This window comes from Sulfurimonas marina (genome assembly GCF_014905095.1).
Classification (GTDB): Bacteria; Campylobacterota; Campylobacteria; order Campylobacterales; family Sulfurimonadaceae; genus Sulfurimonas; species Sulfurimonas marina.
This window is the reverse complement of the sequence record NZ_CP041165.1, coordinates 61,120-85,100: the sequence shown is the minus strand read 5'-3', so window position 1 is coordinate 85,100 and position 23,981 is coordinate 61,120. Positions and strand designations below refer to the sequence as shown.

General features: G+C 38.6%; 26 protein-coding genes. 19 read left to right on the top strand and 7 right to left on the bottom strand.

Going from position 1 to position 23,981, the window contains the following annotated elements:
- Positions 1-40: 40 nt before the first annotated feature.
- From FJR03_RS00450 to FJR03_RS00435, 4 genes are read left to right on the top strand one after another with little or no spacing between them, the layout of a single operon-like run.
- Positions 41-1,288, top strand: a complete 1,248-nt coding sequence (locus FJR03_RS00450; RefSeq protein WP_226962210.1) for a cobyrinic acid a,c-diamide synthase CobB — start codon at positions 41-43, stop codon at positions 1,286-1,288.
- On the top strand, positions 1,285-1,911 hold the full coding sequence (gene bluB, locus FJR03_RS00445; protein WP_193113719.1) for a 5,6-dimethylbenzimidazole synthase: 627 nt from the start codon (positions 1,285-1,287) through the stop codon (positions 1,909-1,911). The genes FJR03_RS00450 and bluB overlap by 4 nt, the downstream gene beginning before the upstream one ends.
- A gap of 1 nt (position 1,912) precedes the next feature.
- Positions 1,913-2,338 (top strand): cytochrome c-type biogenesis protein, encoded by a 426-nt coding sequence (locus FJR03_RS00440; RefSeq protein ID WP_193113718.1) that lies wholly within the window; start codon positions 1,913-1,915, stop codon positions 2,336-2,338.
- A complete protein-coding gene (locus FJR03_RS00435) occupies positions 2,338-3,138 on the top strand; it encodes a phosphotransferase (RefSeq protein ID WP_193113717.1) in 801 nt (266 codons plus the stop codon). Before FJR03_RS00440 ends, FJR03_RS00435 begins: the two co-directional genes overlap by 1 nt.
- Before the next feature lie 3 nt (positions 3,139-3,141).
- Here FJR03_RS00435 and FJR03_RS00430 read toward each other — a convergent pair whose 3' ends face one another.
- The gene (locus tag FJR03_RS00430; RefSeq protein ID WP_193113716.1) at positions 3,142-4,827 is read right to left on the bottom strand and encodes a protein adenylyltransferase SelO; all 1,686 of its coding nucleotides are present in this window, start codon (positions 4,825-4,827) and stop codon (positions 3,142-3,144) included.
- An 89-nt stretch (positions 4,828-4,916) separates the two neighbouring features.
- A complete protein-coding gene (locus FJR03_RS00425) occupies positions 4,917-5,543 on the bottom strand; it encodes an alpha/beta hydrolase (RefSeq protein WP_193113715.1) in 627 nt (208 codons plus the stop codon).
- A gap of 46 nt (positions 5,544-5,589) precedes the next feature.
- Between FJR03_RS00425 and FJR03_RS00420 the strand changes: the two genes are divergently transcribed.
- The 8 genes from FJR03_RS00420 to FJR03_RS00385 are packed head-to-tail and all read left to right on the top strand — an operon-like array spanning position 5,590 to position 11,443.
- Positions 5,590-5,796, top strand: coding sequence for a hypothetical protein (locus FJR03_RS00420; RefSeq protein ID WP_193113714.1), 207 nt, complete (start codon positions 5,590-5,592; stop codon positions 5,794-5,796).
- The gene (locus tag FJR03_RS00415) at positions 5,793-6,836 is read left to right on the top strand and encodes an aminotransferase class I/II-fold pyridoxal phosphate-dependent enzyme (protein ID WP_193113713.1); all 1,044 of its coding nucleotides are present in this window, start codon (positions 5,793-5,795) and stop codon (positions 6,834-6,836) included. Before FJR03_RS00420 ends, FJR03_RS00415 begins: the two co-directional genes overlap by 4 nt.
- Entirely contained in the window at positions 6,823-8,211 is a 1,389-nt protein-coding gene (locus tag FJR03_RS00410) for a cobyric acid synthase (RefSeq protein ID WP_193113712.1), read from the top strand. Before FJR03_RS00415 ends, FJR03_RS00410 begins: the two co-directional genes overlap by 14 nt.
- Positions 8,195-9,058, top strand: coding sequence for an adenosylcobinamide-phosphate synthase CbiB (gene cbiB / locus FJR03_RS00405; RefSeq protein ID WP_226962137.1), 864 nt, complete (start codon positions 8,195-8,197; stop codon positions 9,056-9,058). The genes FJR03_RS00410 and cbiB overlap by 17 nt, the downstream gene beginning before the upstream one ends.
- A 37-nt stretch (positions 9,059-9,095) precedes the next feature.
- On the top strand, positions 9,096-10,073 hold the full coding sequence (locus tag FJR03_RS00400) for a CsgG/HfaB family protein (protein WP_193113711.1): 978 nt from the start codon (positions 9,096-9,098) through the stop codon (positions 10,071-10,073).
- Positions 10,073-10,369 carry a hypothetical protein gene (locus FJR03_RS00395; protein WP_193113710.1) on the top strand — a complete coding sequence of 99 codons (297 nt, stop codon included), beginning with the start codon at positions 10,073-10,075 and terminating at the stop codon, positions 10,367-10,369. The genes FJR03_RS00400 and FJR03_RS00395 overlap by 1 nt, the downstream gene beginning before the upstream one ends.
- Positions 10,369-10,752 carry a DUF4810 domain-containing protein gene (locus tag FJR03_RS00390; RefSeq protein WP_193113709.1) on the top strand — a complete coding sequence of 128 codons (384 nt, stop codon included), beginning with the start codon at positions 10,369-10,371 and terminating at the stop codon, positions 10,750-10,752. The genes FJR03_RS00395 and FJR03_RS00390 overlap by 1 nt, the downstream gene beginning before the upstream one ends.
- On the top strand, positions 10,742-11,443 hold the full coding sequence (locus FJR03_RS00385; RefSeq protein WP_193113708.1) for a DUF799 domain-containing protein: 702 nt from the start codon (positions 10,742-10,744) through the stop codon (positions 11,441-11,443). The genes FJR03_RS00390 and FJR03_RS00385 overlap by 11 nt, the downstream gene beginning before the upstream one ends.
- A gap of 3 nt (positions 11,444-11,446) precedes the next feature.
- On the opposite strand, the gene FJR03_RS00380 is transcribed toward FJR03_RS00385, so the two are convergent.
- The 4 genes from FJR03_RS00380 to FJR03_RS00365 form a co-directional block, all read right to left on the bottom strand.
- Positions 11,447-12,091, bottom strand: coding sequence for a hypothetical protein (locus FJR03_RS00380; protein WP_193113707.1), 645 nt, complete (start codon positions 12,089-12,091; stop codon positions 11,447-11,449).
- A complete protein-coding gene (locus FJR03_RS00375; RefSeq protein ID WP_193113706.1) occupies positions 12,088-13,002 on the bottom strand; it encodes an MlaD family protein in 915 nt (304 codons plus the stop codon). Before FJR03_RS00375 ends, FJR03_RS00380 begins: the two co-directional genes overlap by 4 nt.
- Positions 12,992-13,357, bottom strand: coding sequence for a hypothetical protein (locus FJR03_RS00370; RefSeq protein WP_193113705.1), 366 nt, complete (start codon positions 13,355-13,357; stop codon positions 12,992-12,994). The genes FJR03_RS00375 and FJR03_RS00370 overlap by 11 nt, the downstream gene beginning before the upstream one ends.
- A 98-nt stretch (positions 13,358-13,455) precedes the next feature.
- A complete protein-coding gene (locus FJR03_RS00365; protein WP_193113704.1) occupies positions 13,456-14,241 on the bottom strand; it encodes an MlaE family ABC transporter permease in 786 nt (261 codons plus the stop codon).
- 124 nt (positions 14,242-14,365) lie between these two features.
- Here FJR03_RS00365 and FJR03_RS00360 point away from each other — a divergent pair, with 124 nt between their 5' ends.
- The 7 genes from FJR03_RS00360 to FJR03_RS00330 are packed head-to-tail and all read left to right on the top strand — an operon-like array spanning position 14,366 to position 21,153.
- Positions 14,366-14,812: a DUF3015 family protein gene (locus FJR03_RS00360; RefSeq protein ID WP_193113703.1), complete on the top strand. Its 447-nt coding sequence runs from the start codon at positions 14,366-14,368 to the stop codon at positions 14,810-14,812.
- 55 nt (positions 14,813-14,867) lie between these two features.
- A complete protein-coding gene (locus tag FJR03_RS00355) occupies positions 14,868-16,694 on the top strand; it encodes an Lnb N-terminal periplasmic domain-containing protein (RefSeq protein WP_193114710.1) in 1,827 nt (608 codons plus the stop codon).
- Positions 16,695-16,708: 14 nt separating this feature from the next.
- Complete coding sequence (cobT, locus tag FJR03_RS00350; protein WP_193113702.1) at positions 16,709-17,767, top strand: nicotinate mononucleotide-dependent phosphoribosyltransferase CobT; 1,059 nt, start codon at positions 16,709-16,711, stop codon at positions 17,765-17,767.
- Positions 17,768-17,777: 10 nt separating this feature from the next.
- Complete coding sequence (locus FJR03_RS00345; RefSeq protein ID WP_193113701.1) at positions 17,778-18,278, top strand: bifunctional adenosylcobinamide kinase/adenosylcobinamide-phosphate guanylyltransferase; 501 nt, start codon at positions 17,778-17,780, stop codon at positions 18,276-18,278.
- Positions 18,275-18,988 carry an adenosylcobinamide-GDP ribazoletransferase gene (locus tag FJR03_RS00340; RefSeq protein ID WP_193113700.1) on the top strand — a complete coding sequence of 238 codons (714 nt, stop codon included), beginning with the start codon at positions 18,275-18,277 and terminating at the stop codon, positions 18,986-18,988. The genes FJR03_RS00345 and FJR03_RS00340 overlap by 4 nt, the downstream gene beginning before the upstream one ends.
- A complete protein-coding gene (locus FJR03_RS00335; RefSeq protein WP_193113699.1) occupies positions 18,985-19,521 on the top strand; it encodes a histidine phosphatase family protein in 537 nt (178 codons plus the stop codon). The genes FJR03_RS00340 and FJR03_RS00335 overlap by 4 nt, the downstream gene beginning before the upstream one ends.
- Before the next feature lie 42 nt (positions 19,522-19,563).
- Positions 19,564-21,153: a methyl-accepting chemotaxis protein gene (locus FJR03_RS00330; RefSeq protein WP_193113698.1), complete on the top strand. Its 1,590-nt coding sequence runs from the start codon at positions 19,564-19,566 to the stop codon at positions 21,151-21,153.
- Here the strand turns inward: FJR03_RS00330 and FJR03_RS00325 are convergent, their stop codons facing one another.
- Positions 21,154-23,952: a helicase-related protein gene (locus FJR03_RS00325; RefSeq protein ID WP_193113697.1), complete on the bottom strand. Its 2,799-nt coding sequence runs from the start codon at positions 23,950-23,952 to the stop codon at positions 21,154-21,156.
- Positions 23,953-23,981 lie beyond the last annotated feature (29 nt).

Sequence of the window (23,981 nt, the reverse complement as noted above, 5' to 3'; positions counted from 1 at the left end):
TTCTTCGGCAGAAAGCCCTCGCGCCCTTGGCGCTCTTTGTATAAGCGCTATCGCATCAAATCAGGGAAAGACAGTGCTAACAACAGCACTTTTACACCATTTTAGAGACTCGGTCCGTCCGTTTAAAATAGGGCCTGACTTTATCGATCCGCAGTTTCATGAATCGATCTGTAAAACCCCTTCGATCAACCTTGATAGGTTTATGATGAATGATGAGCAGTTAAAGTGGCTTTTTAACCACTATTCCGATAAAGCAATCTCAATCTGCGAAGGGGTAATGGGCTTTTACGATGGGATGGATAAGGGGAGCAGTGCTTACGATCTCTCAAAACTTTTGCAAATTCCTACTATTTTACTCTTAGACGGAAGTTCAAGCTACATCACCGTCTCGGCGGTTTTAAAAGGGCTTGCAACTTATAAGGAGGATAACACGATCAAAGGTGTAGTTCTTAACAAGCTCTCCTCTGAGTCCCATTATGAGCTGATTAAAAAACAAATAGAGAGTGACTTTAATGAGATCGAAGTTCTAGGGTGGATCAAAAAAGGGCTAAACACCTTAGCTGACACCCATCTGGGACTTGATCTAAAAGATACTAACAAAATAGAGACGATCGCAAACGAGGTGTTAGAGCATATCGATCTAACTAAACTTGAGCAGATCGCATCTAGTTTCACACCCCAAACTACCCCAAACTACCCGTTTGAAACATTAGAAAAAGTGGAGAAAAAAATAGCGATCGTAAACGATGAGAACTTCTCGTTTCTCTACCACGACAACGCACAGTTTTTACAGGAGCTCTTTAGCGATGTGGTGTTTGTTAATGCTACAAAAGATGAGCAGATTCCTAGTGATGCAGATGTTGTATATATTCCGGGCGGTTATGTGGAGAGTGAACATAACTATGCCAATCTAAAAGATTCCAACAACTTCAAAAACTCCCTAATAGAGCACGCCAAAACAAAAAAGGTCTATGCGGAGTGTGCAGGGCTTTTGTATCTTGGAAACCGAGTTGACGAAAAAGCAATGAGCGGGATTTTGGATCTTGATTTTACACTGCATAAGCGGTTTCAGCGTATGGGGTATTATTACGCCAATAAGGAGCATACAAAAGGGCATTCGTTTCACTATACCAATGTCATAGATCCTAAAGAGGGCACGGAAATACTCTCTAAAACCAAAGCGGGTGAAGGGCAAATCGGCTCTTGGGAAAAAGGTGATGTTTTTGGAACCTATCTGCATATAATGCTGCGTCCAAACGGCGAACTTGTTAAAAGAAGATTTCTATGAGATTTTGCGAAAACGACACTCAAAAACTTTTGGAGATTATGAAAGCAAGACGCGATGTTCGAGGCAACCGCTTTATAGACAAAAAAGTGGAGGATGAAAAACTCTCCCTTATTTTGGAAGCTGCCCTTTTGGCACCATCGGTCGGTTATTCACAACCATGGAAGTTTATAGTTATCGAAGATGAGCAGACAAAAGATACGATCTTGGAGAATTTTGACGGGGAAAATGAAAAAGCAAAAACACTGTTTGCCTCACGAGAGCTCTATCAAAAACTAAAACTGGAAGGAATAAAAGAAGCTCCAATCAACATCGCCGTACTTTACGAGCCAAACGGTGAAGATGTGCTTGGGATGACAAGCATGGAGCAGATGGGTGAATACAGTGTAGTGTGTGCAGTACAAAATATGTGGCTGCTTGCAAGAAGCCTAAATATCGGGATCGGATGGGTGAGCATCTTGGATGAAAATAAGGTACTCCAAACACTTGAAGCCCCGAAACATGCAAAACTGATAGCCTACCTTTGTGTCGGCTATGTCGATAAGTTTTACGAAGAGAGTGAATTAAAAACGCTCGGCTGGGAACAAGAAAAACAACTTACACAGTGTGTAACATATAGGAGATAAGATGGGATATAGCTCATGGTTTGATGAACATGCAAAGATGCATAAAGAGATCGTTGATCGTTTGGTTGCCGAGGGGAAAACTAAAGAGGAGATTATCGATTATTTTGAGTTTGAAAATATGGTTGAAAAAGAGCAGGATTTTTGTCCCCTTTATAAAGAGAACCGTAAATGTCACGACATGGAAAAATTAAACTGTTACCTGTGTGCCTGCCCAAATTTCCGCTTCAAAGATGACGGCATTAAAAAAGTAGATGACAAAACACAGTACAGCTTCTGCTCGATCGAGTCAAAAGACGGGCGTCAAGGTGTATATGGGGAAAAGATCCACCAAGACTGCTCAAAATGTACAGTCCCGCATCACAAAAGCTATGTTGAAAAACATTTTGACCTCGACTGGAAAAAGATTATGCAGGAGTGTATCCTTTAATGGGAGTAAACACTCATATAGATTTAACAACCTTAAACACTCTGTTTCCTAAGTACAATTTTACAGAGCTGCACCCAACCTCTGATGGGGTTATAGACACCACTTACATCATAACAAACAAACAAGAGAGTTATATTTTAAAATATTTTGACAGAGATATCTCTCAACAGATCAAGCAAGATAAACAACTGCTTTCAACTCTTCATCAAGCAGGTCTTAATGTTCCTTTATATCTCGATGAGAAAAAAGGCTGGTACCTTTTTAAACGCCTGAAAGGCTCGAGCCCAAAAAACATACACCTTTTTCACATCCAAGCACTTGCCCGTTTTATGGCAAAGTACCATTCATACACAAAAAGCCACCACTGTGCAAACTCTTTTTTTGCCCCATACAACATTGATGAAAAACTTTACTTTCTGAAAAAAAATTTCTATCTCCACTACAAAAAGTTAGAACCGCTTAAACGCTATAAACCAAAAAATGAGGGGTTTATCCACGGAGATATTTTTACAGACAATACAGTTTTTAAAAAAAATAAAATAGGCGTTTTTGACTTTATAGACGGGGGATGCGGAGAGTTTTTATTTGACATTGCCGTGGCATTGCTATCCTTTTCACCAAAACAAAAACCTTCAGATCTCAATCTCTTCATCAACACCTACAACCGTTTTAGCTCGAACAAGATAAAAGAAAAAGAGCTCAAAGCAATGATCAAAACAGCTGCACAGTTTTATGCACTGCTTCGCCTCACACGAAACAAAAACACTCAAAGAGCAAATGAGCTTCTCAAGCTATGCTAAGTATCATGATGAACAGCTCACGTGCGAAATACCCGCTACTCTAAATAACTCGTCAGGTTTGAGTCTATAGTATTTCTCCTCCATCTCTTTTGAGAGTTCTGCATAAGGATTGTTCATCACCTCTAGGAGTTCGTGCATAAGGGTATAGTCCTCTCTCTGGGCTGCCTGATATGCAGGGACTAAAAACCACTCTCTAAGTGTGTATTTTGGATTAACTTTTTTCATCTTTTGGGAAAGTTTTTCACGCTCTGGCACCGTTTTTACATCAATAAGCGTTTTCCATCTCTCTAACCACTCAATCCATCGCACTAAAAGTTTTTCATTGTAGTTTGCATCGCCATAAAAGCTTTTTTTGAGAGTCGAGATATCTTCAGGAATATTTGAGAGTTCACGAAAAAAGATCGTATAGTCAACTGAACTCTCCACCATCAATGTCACAAGATCATTAAACAGCTCAGCATCAAAATGCTCTAAACCTAGTTTTGCTCCCCACATCTTGATCATTTTTCCCTGCATCACTCTTGGAAACTGTTTTTCAATCATCTCCAATTGCTGCCCAGCTTCCTTATCTGCATCCAATAAAGGCTTAAGTGCTGCTATAAACATCCCAAAGTTACGCTCGGCAGCCTGGGGCTGATTTAAAAACGAAAAATGTGCACCCCCGCCCGTCCATGGCTGATAGCGGGGGTCAAACATATCCATAAATCCAAAAGGACCATAATCCAGAGTAAAACCGCCTACCGCAGTATTATCGCTGTTAAAATTCCCTTGACAATACCCGATACGGATCCAATCTGCAACCAAAGAAGTCAGACGGTTTTGAAATGCTTTTGCAAGTAACACCACTTTTTGCTCAAGCGGCAAACTTTCTTCAATCTCATCTTTATACTCACGCTCAATTACATGTAAAACGATCTGCTCTAACTCCTCCATCGCCCTGGTATGCTCTTTTTTACGTGCACGGCGACCAAAAAGTTCTACCTGCCCCACTCTTAAAAATGAGGGTGCGACACGTGTCGTAATTGCAACATCTTCTTCAATCATCACCTCAGGATCTCTTGAGTATGAACCATTTCTAAACCAAGGGCGTCTTACTTTTTCTGTTTTGGATGTATAAAGAGTTAAAGATCTCGATGTAGGTACACCTAAAGCGTGCATATGCTCCTGTGCCAAAAATTCACGAATACTTGAGCGAAGTACCGCACGACCGTCAGCTCCTCGACAATAAGGTGTGCGTCCGCCCCCTTTGAGCTGCATCTCCCAGCGTTTGCCATTTATAACAGCTTCTAAAATAGAGACTGCACGCCCGTCTCCATAGCCGTTACCTGTTCTAAAAGGGCACTGCTCATAATACTCAGTTCCATAGATAGAGAGTGCATAACCCGTTGCCCATCCTTGCTTTTTGAGTGGTTCAGGGAACCCGGAACTATCCCCTGAAAACATCTTCATAAAATCTTCTGAAGTAGCCAAATCATCATCAAAACCAAGCTCTTCAAAAAACTGCTTGCTATGTGCAATGTATGTAGGATTTTCTATAGGTGTAGGCTTGACAGGGACGTAATGCCCGCTAAATACCTCTCTTGGATAGTGATCAACGCCGTCATGTGTAGCATCCGGATCGGGTGTAAGTGTATCTACAAGTGAATAATCAGCAAGTTTGGAAAGCTCGTCAAGTGTTTTTACCTTCATATATCTTCCTTAAGGATCTTGTTCTATATTTGGCACTATATCAAGTAAAACACAAACTCTGCTTGCTCTATAAGAGTAGGTAAAATATTTTATAAATTTTTATCGCACAGTTGTTTTACGATCGTTATTTCATCCTGATGAATGCTGTGATCTTTCTCAATAGCTCTAAACTCTATCTCAAATCCGCCTTCTATAAGTTGTTCTATTTGATTTTTACTCTCTTCAAAAGGTAGGACTCCATCATATGTTCCATGTGTACAGAGCCATTTAGCTTGTCTCACATCGGTGTTCATCTCAGCTAAAAGCTTTTCTACATCATAAATATACCCGCTTATAGCGATATAACCGGCAAGTGTTTTATTATATCTTGCTCCAAATTCAAAAGTAAGGAGTGAGCCTTGCGAGAAACCAAAGAGATAGCTCTGCGTAGGATCAAACTCCTCTTCAAATAAAATATCGAGACATTTTGTCAGAAGTTCCGATGAGTACTGGATCCCGGGATATTGATCCGGAGGGAGGTTATACCATGAAAAACCGCCATAGTATTCAAACGGTGCGTCAAAGAGGATATAGTTCATATCTTCAAGCTCTAAAAACTGAGGCAAACCCTCAAAACCCTCAGAGGAATCCCCTCTGCCGTGTAATACTATCATCAGCTTTTTGGAAGGAATTTTGGAGGGTATAAAAATGTTATCTAGTTCTAAATCTTTTCTCATAATTTATTTTACATTTTTATTTCCCACATTTGGATAAAATTACACTATGGAAATAAAACTTACAGAAGATAATTACGAAAACCTGGAAAACTTTGCCCAACTGCTCAAAAAAGAGCCTTCAGAGATGATCAATGAAGCGCTGCAGAGCTACTTTGAATATCAACATAAAAAGCTGGTTGAAAAAAATCTTGAAGATGACAACAGTATGACCAACTTGGACTATGATGAATTTTGGGACGGGGTTGATCTATGAGCCACGGCGGAGATATCTACAAATACGCAAAAATTTTAGAGTGTTCAAGCGATGAGATAATCGACTTCTCATCAAATATCAACTGTTATGAAACAGAAAACAAGCTAACACTAACAAACAAAACTATTACACAATATGCAGATTTTAGATATAAAGAATTAAAAACAGTAATCTCGCAAAACTACAACGTAAAACCTTCCCAGATAGCTCTCTATAACGGTGCTACGACTGCCATTTATGAGCTGTTTCGCAGCATTAAACAAAAAAGAGTTTTTCTCTATGCACCCCTGTACAGCGAGTATGAGAAAGCTGCCCAAAAAACAAAAAAAGCTGTCTTCAAAGTAAGCCGTTTAGGCGGTGATATGGAAGATGAAGTTTTGGAGAAATCGATTGTCGTCTTTGTAAATCCTGCTACGCCTGATGGAACTTATTATGACGAAGAAGAGCTTGAAGAGCTTTTTTCAATGTGGATAGAAAAAGAGTGTACGATCATCATCGATGAAAGTTTTTTAGAGTTTGAGGCTCTTCCATCTATTCGTCACAAAATCAACGAATATAAAAAACTCTATATCATCCAGTCTTTCTCAAAGTTTTATGCATGTGCAGGAGTGAGAATCGGAGCCGTTTTCTCAAGCAAAAAGAACATTAAAAAACTTGAGCCCAGTATCTGGAACATCTCTTCGCTCGATGTGGAGTTTTTAAAACAGCGTCTGAATGATGAGGAGTTTAAAACTACTTCAAAAGAGTTCCACAAAAAACAAAAAAGCGAACTGTTTGAGATCTTGGAAAACTCTGGAGTGTTTGAGCAGGTGTTTGAGAGCGATGCAAACTTCTTTCTAACAAAATCAGAACGTGCAGCAGAGATCTTCAACCATCTTTTAGAGGAGAAGATCCTAACAAGACGCTGTTTTAGTTTTGATTATCTTGATAACACCTTTTTACGTTTTGCCGTAAAAGATTCAGCTGCACACCAAAAGCTGAGAGATGCACTTGCAACACTTCCTCAAACTGTAGAAGTACAAACAGATGAACTCCCTTAGTATCTTCGGAACAAGCAGTGATGCTGGCAAATCAACACTAAGCTTTGCCCTTACATATCTGCTGCACAAACGGGGAATCAAAGTAGCTCCCTTTAAAGCCCAAAACGTCTCAAACAATTCAGTTGTGACTGATATTGATGCGGGGGAGATAGCAATCCCTCAGGCCTTTGCCGCAAAAGCGATTGGGCTTGACACAAAACCTGCAATGAATCCAATCCTGCTAAAATCAGGAGGGAAAAACAAAGCCCATATGATCATAAACGGTAAAAGCGTATCAAATACCGATGTACGTGAATACTATAAAAATCTCGACAAATTAAAACCTGTCGTAAAAGAGGCTTACGAGAGCTTAAAAAATGAGTATGAGTGTATCGTTGCCGAGGGTGCGGGAAGTCCCGTTGAGCTTAACCTTATGGAGAAAGATCTCAGCAATATCTACGTAGCCCAGGAGTTTAACACGAAAATTATCCTTGTCGCGGACATTGAGCGCGGGGGTGTATTTGCTTCGATCTACGGAGTTTATAATCTTCTTCCAAAAAAGCTTCGTAAAAATGTGATCGGAGTGATTGTAAATAAATTTCGCGGGGATATTACCCTTTTTGACGAAGGGGTCAGAATCATAGAAGAGGAGTTTAAGATCCCTGTTCTTGGACTTGTTCCCTACAAACCGTTTAACCTCGGTTTTGAAGACTCCGCTTCACTAATGAACTACAGACAAAACACGCAAGATGCGATCATAAAAGTTGCAGTGATAAACCTGCCGCATATCAGTAATTTCACAGATTTTGAACCGCTTGTAATTGACCCAGAAATTGAATTAAACTTCATATCAAATCCTGCTCAGGCAGATAGTTATGATCTCCTTATAGTACCCGGTTCAAAAAGGGTCGTTGATGATCTGATGTGGTTGCGCCAGAGAGGTTTTGAAGCAATTCTTCAAGATAAAAAACGCAAAATCTTCGCTATTTGCGGCGGCTATGAGATGATGTTTGAAAACATACGCGATCCGCAGCAGGTAGAATCGAAGATAGAGAATATCTTAGGTTTTGGACGTTTTAAAGGGGAAGTTGTATTTCAAAAAGAGAAGATCGTAAAACAAGGGTGCTACAACCTTTTTGGGGTAATGGGCAGCGGGTATGAGATCCACAACGGCATTGCCAAGAAAAATGCAAAACGTAAAAAAAATCTCTACGGAACTTTTATACACGGCATTTTTGAAAATGACAATTTTAGAAAAGCACTTTTTACTAACATAGATGTAACATATAGAGGGTACAATTTTAACAAATACAAAGCCAAGTCTATCGATCTCTTTGCAATGCATGTTCAGGAACATATAGACTTAGACAGGATTGTCGATGCTCTTTATCACTAATATATTTGTCGCTCTTTTTGCCTACATGATCGACAAAAGGTTCGGTGAATTCACTTTTATCAAACACCCCGTAATACTTATGGGGGATCTCATCACATTCTTTGAAAAAAAACTCTACAGTGATTCAATCCTTAGAGGCTTTTTCCTTGTACTCTGTGTGTTAGGTGTTATAGGTTTCGTGAGTTATGTGTTAGAGATTTATCTTGCCCATTTCAACTTTTACATACACTTTATTATCGATGCAGTTATCGCTTCAATATTTATAGCCCATAGAATGTTAAAAGACTCCGTAAAAGAGATCATCTTTTTAGAGACTATCGAAGAAAAAAGAGAAGCTGTCTCTATGTTAGTCTCCCGTGATACTAAAGATCTCAGCGAGAGCGATATCTACAAAGCTGCTATTGAGACATACGCGGAGAATCTTAGTGACGGGGTTATCGCACCGCTGTTTTATCTTATAGTTTTCGGACTTCCGGGAATTATCATCTACAAAGCGATCAACACTATGGATTCTATGATAGGATATAAAAATGAGCGTTACGAGAAGTTTGGAAAAGTGGCGGCACGTCTTGATGATATCGCGAACTTTATACCTGCAAGAATCACCGCTCTTTTAATTGTACTGCTATACCAAAAGAAGTTTGATCTCAGCTATCTTAAAACTGCTAAGCTTCATGAGAGCCCAAATGCAGGTTACCCTATATCTGCGATGGCGCAGGTGCTAGACCTGCAACTCGGCGGCGATACATCCTACTTCGGAAAAATCAAAAAAAAGCCGTTTTTCGGAGACGGTAAAAGCACCATCTCAAAAACAGATCTAAAACAAATGTTATCTCTTAGTTTTTAGTTATAATAATCTATTCTCAATTATTTAGGAGGAATAGATGTTGTTAAAAACTACCTATCTTACACTTGGGTTATCATTGCTGCTCGGCGGTTGTGCAACTATGCAAAAAACGAAAACGCATGAAACACCTCAAAGTACTCAACCAGTTGTTAGTAAGTCGTTACAGGTTGACAATATGCAACCAAAAGGCTTAAAACGTAAAGTTGCGATCGGAAGATTTACAAACGAGACGAAATACGGTCAAAGTTTTTTTATAGATAAAAACAACGATAAGATCGGTAAGCAGGCAATGGATATTCTTTCCGCAAAACTTTTCCAATCCGGCAAGTTTATCATGCTTGAGCGTGCCGATCTTGCAAAAATAGAAAAAGAGTTACAAATCGGTAATTCAAAAACACTTGCCAATGCAGCCGATTATCTCATACTAGGTTCGATCACCGAATTTGGCCGTAAAGAGGTAAGTGACGTGGGTATTTTCAGCCGTGTTAAAAAGCAGGAAGCTTTTGCAAGAGTTCACATTAGAATCGTCGATGTAAGTACGGGACAGATCATATACTCTGAAGAGGGGAAAGGAACCTCATCTGCTGAAGCCGGAACGGTAATGGGTATCGGGGGAAAAGCGGGCTACAACGCACAGCTTAATGACCTTGCCATCGATGCGGCTATCTCTGATCTGACATCAAATATTATTGAAAACATGACCGACAAACCTTGGAGAGGCTATATACTCGGATATGAAAACGGAACCCTTATAACTTCCGGAGGAAAAAGCCAGAACATAATGGTTGGTGATATTTTTGATGTATATAAAAAAGGGAAACAGGTTAAAAATCCTCAAACAAATATGATGATCACTCTTCCAGGGAAAAAGCTGGCAACTGTATCTATCGTTGCTACACTTGGAGATACACCTGAGAGTGAAGTCTCTTTAGCAGAGATTACACAGGGTGATCTCTCTTCATATATTTCAAGTAAAGATTTTTCAAACTTATATATTCAAGTAGGAGATAAATAATGAAAACTTTAGCCACATTATTAATAACAATCACCCTTTTATTATCTGGATGCGGATTAAAACAAGGTGTTGAGACTTCAGCACAAAAAGCGTATCTTTACTTTAGCGGAGATACTGATGATATTACGGTCTCAATTGACAACGGTGAACCTTTTGAAGTAAAAGAGGGAAGAGAGAACCAGTACTCTATAAAACCGGGAAAACACCTTATTGAGATCTCAAAAGAGGGCAATCTCATTATCAAAAGGGAGATATATGTAGGTGACGGTATTGCCAAAGAGATAGAGGTACGATAATGAAGAGATTGAAATTACTGACACTTTCTACATTTGCCCTTATCACGCTTGCCATGAGTGGCTGTTCAACACATACGCCACTCTATAACTACGGTGAATATAGTGAAAACTACTATTCCCTTAAAAAAGAGGCTACGCAAGAAACAGCTCTTGAGTACCAAAAATCTTTAGAGTACTGTATAGAAAATGCCAAAGAGAGCCGTTCAGGAAGAGTTCCGCCGGGGATATATGCAAACTTAGGATATCTCTATCTCAAAGCGGGACAAAACAAAAAGGCGATAGAAAACTTTACTAAAGAGAAAACTATCTATCCCGAAGCGACATTTTTTATGGACAAAATGATCAATAAAGTAGAGGCACTGGAGCAAGAAGATGATAAGTAAAAAATCAGCACTATATATAGCACTACTAACACTCACATTTGTTTTAGGCGGTTGTACAGCGGGACCAACCTATGTTACAAAAGGCTCGGAATTTCCTAAAATGTATGAAGAACAACCCCGTTCACTTCTGATACTTCCACCGATGAATGCAAGTACCGATGCCGAAGCAAAAGACTATTATATGACTACTGTTGAGATCCCTTTTGCGATGATGGGTTATTACACTTTCCCTGTTGAAATGGTGGGTGATGTTATGAAGCAAGAGGGTGTATACGACACGGAGATTCTCTATAACCTTCCTGCAAATAAATTTTACGACTATTTCGGTGCAGATGCAGTACTTTTTACCAAGATCACAAAATGGGATCTCTCATACATGGTCTTAGCATCAACACTCACCGTAGCTATAGAAGCAAAAATAGTCTCTACAAAAACTTCGCAGGAGTTATGGAGATATACGGGAATGGTTAGAGTAGATCTTAGCGGCGGCGGTGATACAGGCGGTAGTATGGCGGGATTACTAGTAAAAGTTGTTGCGACTGCCGTAAACAGTGCTGCTGCAGATTATGTTACATATGCACGTCAGGCAAATTCTAGACTAATCTACTCGCTTCCTATGGGTCCATATCATGAAGCATATATGCGAGATCAAACTGTTAAACTGGTTGACCAAACACCAAAAGATCAATAACTTTTAATCTAATAACTCAAGCTTCTTGATTAATAATCTTTTAGCTTGAGGATCTTCTATCTTATCTCTGAGTTTTTTAAGTAGAGATACAATCCCTTTTTTATACCCGTAAAACGACATTATTTCTATAGAACCATTCAGTGTCTCTTTTGAAACCTCATCTCCGAGCAAAGCAAGTGCTAAAAGCTTTGAAACGGGGTCATCTATCTTTTGTACAGTTGTATCTGCTCCACTTAAATCCCCTTTTTTCATAGCCTCGACAAAATCTTTGTATTTAGAGGGTACCATAGAAAGGTCTATATCATCCCACTCTTTTTGAAGCATTTTGTTGTAGTTTTTTATCCTTGGACAAGTTACCAACTCCTCCATCTCTTGATACTCTGCACATTTATCTTCAATCCCAACTGCAATATTCAGTGCACACTTTCCAAGCTCTATAGAAGCAAGTTGTGTAACATCACCGCCCCTTTTTGCAAAAGAGCGTGCAGATTGCAGATCAGACTCTGCCAAAATCTCTTTGTCGTAAAGGAAGTTTTTTTTGTAACTCTCAAAATAGGCGCTGCTTTTATACTCCCAACTATTTGGTGCAGGCTCCATACTACAAGATGTGAATAATAATAGTGAAACAATCAGGAACGCTTTTATCATGGTAACTCCACCTCATTTTTGGATTGGTCTTGTAAAAGGGTATCTATCTTCTCCATAAGTGCATCGGTCTTTTCTATAGTATGTTTTATACTTTGACGCATCACTTTGATATCGCTTCCCGATTCACCCATATTTTGTATAAGCGGCTCAAGTGTCTTTAGTTTTTTATTCACATCATTCAAAATATTGTAAAACTCTTTAATACTTAAAGATGTGGGCTCGATAATATCACGTTTGAGATCTTTTGTTGCCCCGTTAATGTTTTGTAATATCTGATTTAACTCATTAACAGAGTCGATCATAGCTTGTGTCGCTTTTTTATCCCCTGTCACAGTAGTTAAAAGAGCATCATTTTTCGCAAGTTTTTCACTGAAAAGTTCAAGGTTTTTGATCGTTTTGTTAAATGAAGAGTCCCCTTTAGAGAGTTCATTTGTCATGGTCTCAATATTCTCAATAATATGCAGAAGTCTCTCAACAACCGGCTCAAACTTTGTTACAAGGTCATTGATATCATCCGTTATCACGATAGGTAAACGCGAATCAACTTCCAAATACTCTTTTTCACTTGTAGCGTATACTTCAATATGTGCAGAACCGATAAGGGGCTTTTTTAACATCAGATGGGTGTAGCGGTTGATCCACTTTCTGTTTTCATTTGTCACGGCAAAGTGAATAAGTACGTCACCGTCATCTTTTAGTTCTATGTCGTCTATGTTACCTATGGCAAATCCGGAAAATTTTAAAGGCATACCGATAGTAAAAAATGCGGCTGATTCGGTGACGAAATAGTATCGATACTGCTTTTCAAAAACCCCTTTTGCATCAAGTAAAAAGTAGGTAAACCCGCTTAAACTAAACACAAGAACAAGAACAAAAATACCGACAGAGAGTTTCATATTTTCATAACGCATCGATTACAACCTTTTGATCACTTATCTTATCATAATGTGACTTGTTTGCGATAGTATCTAAGAATATAAACTCTTTTTGAACTTCCAGCTTTTTAATATTATCAAGCAGTTCGTTTGGATCTACGATCGAGTCTATTATTGAAAAAGGAAGTCGAATAAGAATCTTTTGAGCGTCACACATCACTGCACGAATGAGCATTACGTAAAACTTCTCCAAATTGGAACAATCCCGCTGGCGTTTATCGGCTAGCTGCTCTAGTTCTATCTTTTTTAACATCGCTACAGCCTCTTCTTCTGCCAAACGAAGATCAAGGTTATGATGAACCTCTCTTATTAAGGCGATGTTCTCCTTCATATCGAGATTTGAAAGTAAAGGAGTATCTTTTGAAATCAGTGTAGATAACCTGTAAGTTTTTATATGGTTATCAATCTCATAATAATGATGAAAAAGTTTTATAGAAATTGTACTAGTAATGATAACACCTCAATAACAAAAATAGAGATAAATAACCTCACCATCCCTTTTAAAACCGATATAGGGATAGCTGTGTAACTGTTAAATGCCTGCAGACCGCTATAGATAGGAATAAGCATAGTCATAAATCCAAAAGCGATCCCTTTGGCAAAAAGTATCAAGAGATCTTTTAACTCGATCGCATTAAGCAAAAGCATCTTATAGGAATGAAGATCGAAACTCATATAAAAAAAGACAAATACATACCCTGCTAGAAGCATAATAATAGCAAAGAGCGTAGTCAAAGCTGTTACACTGAGTATTCCACTGATAATTCTGGGAATAAAGAGATAACTTACCAGATCTACCTTGTACTCTTTTAAAGTGTTAAGCTCTTTATTTACTTTCATCACAGCTATCTCAGCATTCACAGCCGCCGAGGAGCGCAGAGATATCAACAAGGCGGTAAAAAAGGGAGCGAACTCGTCAACCACAAACTTAATAATGATAGACCCCATCTGCTCTTGAAGACCATACTCCACAGATACCGAAATAACCACACCGATAACAACCGTACCGAATAAGATGGAGAGAATTGCAAAAAGGGGTAAAATTTCAATAGCTGTAAAATAGATCTGCTTTATAAGGACTGAACGCATCGCAGGATTGTAACTGGAGGGGAGAAACATACTTACACTGCAAAGAAATGTAAAATAAAAGATATCGTTAAGTGCGCTAAGGGCATGAAGTGTTTTATCGCCGATATACTCTACTATTTTGATCATATTGTCTCTTTAATTCCCTTGTTATTATATTGTATCACAAAACTATACTAACTTTAACATTTTATATTTTCTTTAAGTTTCTTTTGCATACAATGTGTGATACCAAAACTCAAGGAGTCAAGTTATGAAAAAGATTTTAGTAAGTGCAGCAGCAGCTGTAATGATTGCAACGACAGCGTTTGCAGGTGTAAACAATCAAACTGGTTGTGGTCTTGGTTCAGTAATTATCAAAGATGATTCATCTGCAGTTCTTTTAGCTCTACAAGCTACTACAAACGGTACTTTAGGTAACCAAACTTTCGGTATCACTTCAGGGACTCTTGGTTGTAAAAAAACTAAGTTTGTTATGAATGAAAGAGCAGAAGAGTTCGTTGCATCTAACATGGATACTTTAGCAAAAGAGATTGCTGCTGGTCACGGTGAATCTGTTGATACTTTAGCTGAGCTTTTAGATGTTCAAGATAAAGAAACTTTCGCATCTGCACTTCAAGCAAACTACAACAAAATCTACACTTCTAAAAATGTAGAGATGAACGAAGTATTAGACAACATTTCTGAAACTTCAATGTAATAACTTACAGAACAAGCTTTTATGCTTGTTCTATCTTCTATCTTAGGAACTTCCCATTTTAAAAATATCATTTTTATTTTTTATTTTATTTGCATCTATTGCCTATGCTAATGTAGATGAATATAAAACAAAAGCAAAAGAGCTCCATTTATCTGACGAACGTTACTGGCATCTTTTACTCCATATCAATGGCGGTGTAAGTGAGATCGATGATCCAAGATTTTTCTTTGCAAAAAACGGTAAAGAGAATGCCGAAGCGGAACTAGATGCTACACTCGATGCACTCTTCAATGAAACACGTTTTGATGATAACTCATCGGCATGTAAATTTCCTGCAAGAAAAGCCTGGCTGCAAGAGAAGCTTGATATTAATGATTTTCCTGAGGTAAAGTGCCAAGAGTATGACGACACAATCGAAAAACTCTCTCCCACTTCGGCAACTTTGGTTTTTCCCGCAGCACATATAAACTCTCCCGCTTCAATGTTCGGGCACACTTTTTTGCGTATTAACTCCAAGTACAATTCAAAACTATTAGCATATGCGATCAACTATGCAGCTGATGCTGATCCTGATAAAGAAAATGCCGTCGGTTTTGCTCTTAAAGGGCTATTTGGAGGCTATTTCGGAAAATACTCGCTCTTACCTTATTATGATAAATTAAAAGAGTATAGAGATACCGAGAGACGTGATATCTGGGAGTATGATTTAAACCTTTCTCAAGAGGAAGTGATGCGCATGGTACGCCATATCTGGGAGTTAAACGGTACAAAATCTTACTACTACTTTTTCACCGAAAACTGCTCATACAATATGCTCTGGCTTATGGAGATAGCACGTCCTAGTACTCATATCAGGGAGCATTTTGCCTATCAAGTAATTCCATTGGAGAGTGTTCATGCAACCAATGAGGAAGATCTTATCGCTAAAGAGTTTTACAGACCTTCAAAACGTACTATCCTTTTAAAATATGAGGAGCTTATAAAAGATCAGAATATTCACTTTGTAAAAGAGCTCCAAGAGGATGACAAGCTAAATCTAACGCTCTTAGAAGATCAAAATATCTCTACTCAGCAGAAACAATATATCTATGAAGCTGCAATTGAATACTTAGAGTACTCATTTTCCCGTAACGAGATGAAAAAAGAGAAATATCTTGATCTTTTTTACAAACTCTCCTCTTCAAGAGCAAAACTGGGCAAAGGGGAAAAACTCAATTTTCCCAACCCAGAAAACCCTCTAAAATCTCACCGCGCAGTTAAATTTACTGTAGGGGGTGCCATGAGAGATTCCTCTTACTATACCGTTTTAGGTATCCGCCCGGCATACCATACCCTAGAAGATCCGCAGTACGGATTTTTAAGAGGTACACAGATAGAGTTTTTAAATATAGAGCTTGGAGCTACTGAAGATTCTCTAAAAATTGAAGACCTGACGGTACTATCGATTAAATCAATAGCCCAAAGAACAAAACTTTTCTCCCCGTTTTCATGGAGAACAAAATTTGGCTGGGATAAAAACTATGTCGATACAAAAGCAAACTTTAGTGCAAGTGTAGGTGCGGGATTTAGCTGGGGTAATGAGCTCGGATATCTTTATATGATGGTAGACCCTATCTATTATGTTGCAGATAAAAGTGCCGGAGGAATTGGTGCAAGTTTTGGTTTTGATATAGACAAATATAAGTCCTTTAAAACAAACGTAGAGTTTACGCAAAGATACTATGACACAGGAGATGAACAACTGTTAATATCTGCTGTACAGTCTGTGAATATGGCACAAAATTTCCAATTAAAAGCGAAATACGAATATAAAGAAAAATATATCCTTAGGGAGAAAAAACAGGAAGACAACTTTCGAATTCTTCTAAATTACTATTTTTAGCTAAAATTTCAGCTATGAATACATACAACATCTTAACCAATGAACAAACTTCTCTTCCAAGAGGTAAGGCAGATTTTCTACTCGCTGCCTCTGTAACAAAGACATGTGAAATAGAGGGGATCACTCAGGCTGGAATCCCTGGAAAAATTGCTTATACGCCGACACTCGATGCGGAATTTATAGTAAATGAAAAACTCTATTCAATGCCTGAGATTGCAGAGACTCCAAGCGGTGTACCTACACCGGCACTGCTCACTCGTGCCATTCACAACCTTGATCCGTTTGAAACAATAGAGATCTTAGATCTGGGCTTAGAGGTAAAACCGCAGAATGTTCCTGTACATCACTTCGATATAAAACCTTCCGAGTCTATCGATCACGGGGCGAATATTGATGCAAAAGAGATCTTTGCAAAAGGGATGAAGTTTGGAAGGGAGTATGAACTCAAAGGAAACTACCTGATTTTAGGTGAATCAACTCCTGCAGGGACAACAACTGCAGCGGCAAGCGTACTTGCCCTCGGGTATGAGCTGGAAGATGCTTTTTCATCAAGCTTTCTAAACGCTCCAAAAAACATAAAAAAAGAGACTCTCGATAAAGCACTTTCTCTTATTAATCCTGAGATGTCCAACTTTGAGAAGCTTGGAGTTGTAAGTGACAATATGCTTCTGTTTTGTGCCGGTTTTTTAGTAGAAGCAAGTAGAAGATTTGAGATCGTTTTAGCAGGCGGGACACAGATGGCTGCATGTCTGCTTATCGCCGATGCAGTACGTGAAGATATACTAAAAAGACTCAATCATAACAATGTTACCCTGGCAACGACACAGTGGGTAGCAAAAGATCCCGCTTCAGATATCGCAAAAATTCTCTCCCATCTAAGCTACACGCCAAATGCCCTTTACACAACTTTCACATTTGAAAATGCGGAGATCCCTGTTTTGAAAAAATATGATGAGGGTGAAGCTAAAGAGGGTGTTGGTGCAGGAGCTGCACTTGCATACGGTGTGAGCAATTCACTGGAAAATGATCAGGTAGTTGAAGCTATTGAACTTGTAATGTACAACATGATGTAAGGGGTAAAGTATGGGTTTTCAAGCATTATTTATCGGCGGTATCAAATCGGGAAAAAGTAAAAATGCCGAAACCTATACCCTCAAATTTGCAAAACAAAAACCTCTCTACCTCGCAACTACAGAATTTTTTGACGATGAGATGCACGAACGTGTGCAAAAACATAAAGATCAACGTGCAGACAAATTTGAAACGCTTGAGGAATCTCTCAATCTCGATAACGCACTGCAAAAACAAAACAAAACTGTTTTAGTAGAGTGTGTAAGTATGTGGATCAACAATATGCTCTACCACAACAAAACCCTTGAAGAGATGATGACGCAACTTGAAAATATCTCCAAACAGGAAAATGATGTTATCTTTGTTATCAATGATGTTAGTAATTCCGTTATCAGCGAAAACAAACTGGTAAGAAAATTTGTAGATATCAATGGGATTATCTCACAGTATATTGCCCAACACTCAAAAGAGGTGTTTCATGTTACTGCGGGAATAAGTGTGAAAATAAAATGAGTTACTTCAAAGCCTTTGCCCTCGCCTTTAATATGTTTACCATCTTTCCCTTTTTTAAGATCCATACCTATGAAGATGGAATAAACGGTAGATCTGCACTTTTTTATCCGTTTATAGGGTTAATTATCGGCTTTACTGTTTACGGGCTTTACCTTTTACTTCACGACTATCTCCCTGCCCCACACCTTGCAGTCCTGCTTTTTGGTTTGAGTATACTTTTTACGGGTGCGCTTCATCTTGACGGTCTGAGTGATACGATCGATGGTTTCTTTGTTAATAAAGAAAAAGCATTAGAGGTGATGAAAGACAGCCATGTCGGCGGGATGGGGATGATCTTTACCTTTGTATTTTTAAGTTTGAAACTCTCCTCATTTATCTACTTTGAAGCCTGGGCCCTTTTACCATTGGTGATGCTGCTCTCTCGCCTTAATGCAACTCTTGCTATATACATTTTTCCCTACATAAGCAGCGGTGTCGGAGCGCTGATAAAGCAGGAGCTAAAAACAACCTATGTAGTTATAGCACTTCTTTATAGTGTAGTGCTTAGCTATCTTTTTAGCTCTACTCTGATGCTCTTAATCTCACTTGTAAGTATGTTTATAATAGCTGGCTTGCTCATACGTAGATACAAAGGGCTAAACGGTGATATGTACGGGTTTATCATTGAGATCAGCGAACTTATCTTACTTAACTATTTGATCATACTATGAATCTTGTTCTAGTACGCCACTCAGAAGTACTTGAAGAGTATCAGGGAAAATATAACGGCCATATCGATATCCCTCTTTCAAAAAAGGGGCTTGAAGATGCCAAGGAGCTTGGAGAACAGCTTCAAAGTTATGATTTTGATGCCATATACTGTTCCGATCTTACACGTACAAAAGAGACTCTTGCACAGTTTAATCTTCCTATAAAACCTCTCTATTCAAAAGAGCTTCGTGAGAAATCGTGGGGGAAGCATGAGGGGATGAGTTTTGAAGAGATCGAAGCAAGCGGAATAAAATATACTACATTTTCTGAATGGATTGAACAACTTGATGGAGAGAGCGTAACGGAGTTTACCGATAGAATAGAGAACTTCTTTCTCTCTTATCTTAAAAAGCAAAAAGATCTCAAAACGGTTTTAATCGTTACCCACTCTGGAGTTATAAAAACTCTTTTACAAATTTTAAACAATCAAACACTCGAAGAGAGTTTTTCAAAACCGATTAGATATTCATCAGTCACTGAAACACTATTATGATATAATGCTTTCTAATTCAAACCACATAATTAGGTAGGTATAATGTTTAAATCGGTCAAGTCAAAAGTTATTGCCTCGATACTCTCTTTATCAATCGTTGGATTGATATCAATCACGTATTATTTGTCGTATACACTCAACGATCTTTCAAACAGCACAACAAAGCGTTCACTGAAAATGTTAAGTGAATCTATTTTTCAAACAATGACAACAAGTATGATGATGGGTGATCCTTCTATTGTAGAACAAACGTTTCACTCTGCAAAGAAGATAGACGGTATTGAAGATTTAAACATTGCAAAATCAAAAGCTGTTCTTGAAGTATATTCACCAGGGGAAAAGTTCACAACAGATCCTCTTTTAATCGATGTACTTAATAATAAAGCAACTAAACTGATCGAAAAAACAGATAATGGTCATCATACGATCAGACAGATCAAACCTATGATTGCCGAAGAGAGATGTTTACAGTGTCACTATAATGCAAAAGTAGGTGATGTTTTAGGTGCTATGGACCTTGTACTCTCTCTAGATAAAAACGATAAAGAGATCACTGCAACAAATACAGCGTTAATCATTACACTTATTGTAGTTGTAGTTATTTTTATGATTGTTTCTTCTGTTTTCTTTATGCATGAGATTATGCATCCGCTAACGGCACTAAAAGATAAAATTTCTGACCTTATCAGCGGAGATAAAGACCTTACAAAAAGACTTGCCGTAAAAGAAGGGAACGAGTTCGGGGAAGCTGCTCATGAGGTAAATAACTTTATTGAGATGATCCAAGGCACTATCAATGAGGTGAAAGCACAAGGGAAGCAAAACATTAAAATCGCTTCTGAGATTGAACACGCTTCACACGTGATCAGAGAAGCGACACAACAAGAGAAAAGCTTAGTTGATGCTACAGGACAAAAAGGGATCGATATCCAACATGTTCTAGAAGAGACTCTAGAGGCTGCTGCAAGTACACAGGCAACTATTCAAGAAGCTGATACTGAACTAAACAATGCCAGAGCTTCTTTATCAACACTTAGCAATGAAGTTGAAGGGTTTGTACAAAGTGAAGAGGAGTTACTCCAAGAGCTTTCAGCACTCAAAAACGATACGGAACAGGTAAAAGATGTACTCAGCGTGATCAACGATATTGCAGATCAAACAAATCTCTTAGCGCTTAATGCCGCTATTGAGGCTGCTCGTGCAGGTGAGCATGGACGCGGGTTTGCGGTAGTTGCAGATGAAGTTAGAAAACTGGCAGAGCGCACACAAAAAAGTTTAACGGAGATCGACATCACTGTAAGTACTATTGTTCAATCGATCAATGATGCTACAGATAAAATGTCAAAAAATGCTAAACAGATTGAAGCACTTTCAGAGATCTCTAACGATGTTGAAGAGAAGATCAATATTACTTCACATGCGATGGCGACATCAACAACAGTTGCAAACAAATCAAAAGAGGATAGCCTCAAAATCTCTAACAACGTAAAAGAGATTCTTGAAAATATTAACCAGATTGAGAGTCTCTCTTCTCAAAACAACTCAAGTGTACAACACATAGAAACTGATCTCAAAAGATTAGTGGAAGTTGCAACAAAACTTCAAACTACGATCGACGAATTTAGAAGCTAATCAGCTTCTAGGTCGTCTCCCACCCGTACCCCTTCTCGTATAGTTCTTTCTAAAACACTTTTCACAAATATTATATTTTGAATTGGTCGGCAATACCGCACTGCATAACTTACACGTTTGTGAAAGCTCTGTTTTTTGAAGAGTCTTTTCTATATAGCGGTTTAAAATATATCTTGATTCCGTCGCTTTGTCGACATCTACGAAATAATCACTAAAACGGTAGCTCAGCCACAGATACAATGAGATCTCTTTAACCATATCTTCTGCCATCAACAGCTCTTGAGATGTTTGAGCAAAATCACCGTTTAGTTTCGGACGCTGGTAATGTACCAGTTCCTGCTTCTCTAAAGCATGAATATAGGTCTCGTAAGCCGTAATGATATAAGGCGATTTCAGAGTAAGCGGTGCACACGCCAAATGATACTTTGTCGCAATATCAAGATTGTAACTGTCAACTATCTTTGAGGCCTCAAGCATATCATCCAAACTTGCCGCATAAAATGGTCCGCTAAACTCCATGTTTTTGATAAAGAAGTTTAAAATCTCTTCGAGTGAATTCTCTTCCAGGATTGAGCTTACCAGTTTAATATGCTCCAGATTTGCCATCACTTTAAACGGCGTGGCTATTTTTCTGGCCTCTTTATGAAAGTTTTTCTTAATCACTTTGAGGGTCTCTTTATTTAAAGCCCCCACGTATCCTTTCTCTTCAAGACCGTATCTTCCTGCACGTCCCGAGATCTGATGGATCTCTGAAGGGAAAAGATCGCGTTGAATGATCCCGTCAAACTTATCTGCTTTAGAGAATAAAATAGTCTTGATCGGCAGATTCATCCCCATTGCAATCGCATCAGTTGCAACCAATACCTGCGTCTCACCCTCGCGGAATCTTCTTGCCTCTTCGCGCCTAACCTCAGGAGAGAGGTTTCCGTAAACAACACTTACGCTAAAAGTTTTTGAAAGTCTTTGTTTGAGCTTGAGTACATCTTTTCTACTAAAAGCGACTACCGCCGTAGAAGGTTTTATATCTTCTATATGGACAGGATGATCTAACACTTCAAGCGGATTTTTTCTCTCAAACTCAATAATCTCTAACTCTTCACCCAGATACTCGGCAAGTGCAATAACTGCTTCTTTTGCGTTGACTGAACCGGTCATAATGATCTCTTTTGCCGGAGCACCGATAATCGCATTTGCCCATGCCCAGCCACGATCTCTATCATCGATCATCTGTACCTCATCAATCACACATACATCAACATCAACATCAAAGTTCATCATCTCTATGGTTGAGCTGATATGGGTTGCTTCATCGTTAATAAGCTGCTCCTCACCCGTAATAAGCGAGCAATCAACTCCCATAGAATTTAAATTCTCATACCCCTCCAGCGCTAAAAGTCTAAGAGGTGCTAGATAATATCCCGTATCTGCATCTTTTAATCTTTGCATAGCAGTATATGTTTTCCCGCTGTTTGTAGGTCCTATGTGTAAAGTAAGCTTTCTTTTCATGTCACGTGCAATCGGGAAAAGATTTTTAAAATCACGAATCGTACGTGCCAGAAGTTCTTGACGTTGCTTTTTAATCAACTCCTCTTGAATAGAGTAGAGGAACCTGCGAACGGTTTTTCTGTAGATCTTCGGTGTAATAGTTAGATGAATCCCGAGCTGATCGAGTAAAAAGTCATAAACCTTATTGTAGATCTCCTCTTTTTCGTAATTTAACAGATTTGCATATGAAGCACATTCAGCTACAAGTGCTTCAAGCTCTTCAAGAAAAGCTTTCTCAAACTCACTTTTATACTCATTTAAAATTTGATCGAAATTAAAACCGCGTGCGTTCCAGATCTCTTCTAGTACACCGTTTAACTCTACGTGAAGGTCTAAATTGTACTCCACAACTCTTTGAGAGTTTGGTAGCTCCAAGCTCTGGACAACTTCGATCAACAGCTCTTCATCGTGGATATCGATCGCTTTTGCATCTATCTTTTGATTGATAATTTTTCGCAGCACTTTAGGTGTTATAAGCGGATAACTCAACATTGTTTTTGGCGGAGATGAACGCAGCGAGTTTACGATCTCTTCGTGTGTTAAATATTGGTGCGGGTCTTTGATCGAAGCTATAAACTTCTCAATACTTTGTTGTTTTGCTTTTACGATCTCTACTTTATCGGCCCCTATCTTTTCAACAATAGCTTCAAACGGCTCTGTCTCTATATACTCATAAGAGTAAGGCTTTGTATTGAGTGTGAGAATTTTATGAAACTGTTGATCGTAGATCTTGTACTTGAGAGAGGCATTAAACTCCAGACTGTCGTCAATATCGAAAAAACCTTCAAGCTCTTTCTCCAACACCTCTTTTTTGATCTCAAAACGGATATGGCGCAGTTTTGATTCCATCTTCTCTATAGTAATTTTTTTACTTCTGATTGTAGAGAATGCTTCACGCAATCGCGTCGCTTCTTCAGGGGTTACATCAAGCTCACTCAGCAGTGCTTCTATCTTCGCATCACGATCAAAGTGGTGTTGTTCACTGACTTTATCCCCTTTGTAGATAATCCCCTCATTCTCAAAGAAGTGCAAAATATCGCGACGTATCTCACTGTCAGCTTCTGACCAGATCATACGAAGTGTTTTGATCATCAAATCGCGATTGTGTTCAATATCATAGATTCCAAGTGCTCCAAAGAGCTCGCTTAATGTTTTAGATTCAACTCTCTCAATCCCTATATCGAAAGGATCATCATCAAAATATTTTCTTATGCGTTGGTTGATTTTGGTATTTTTTTTATTTTTTTTTGCCATTAAAAAGGTCTTTTCTTTAATTTCGTTTT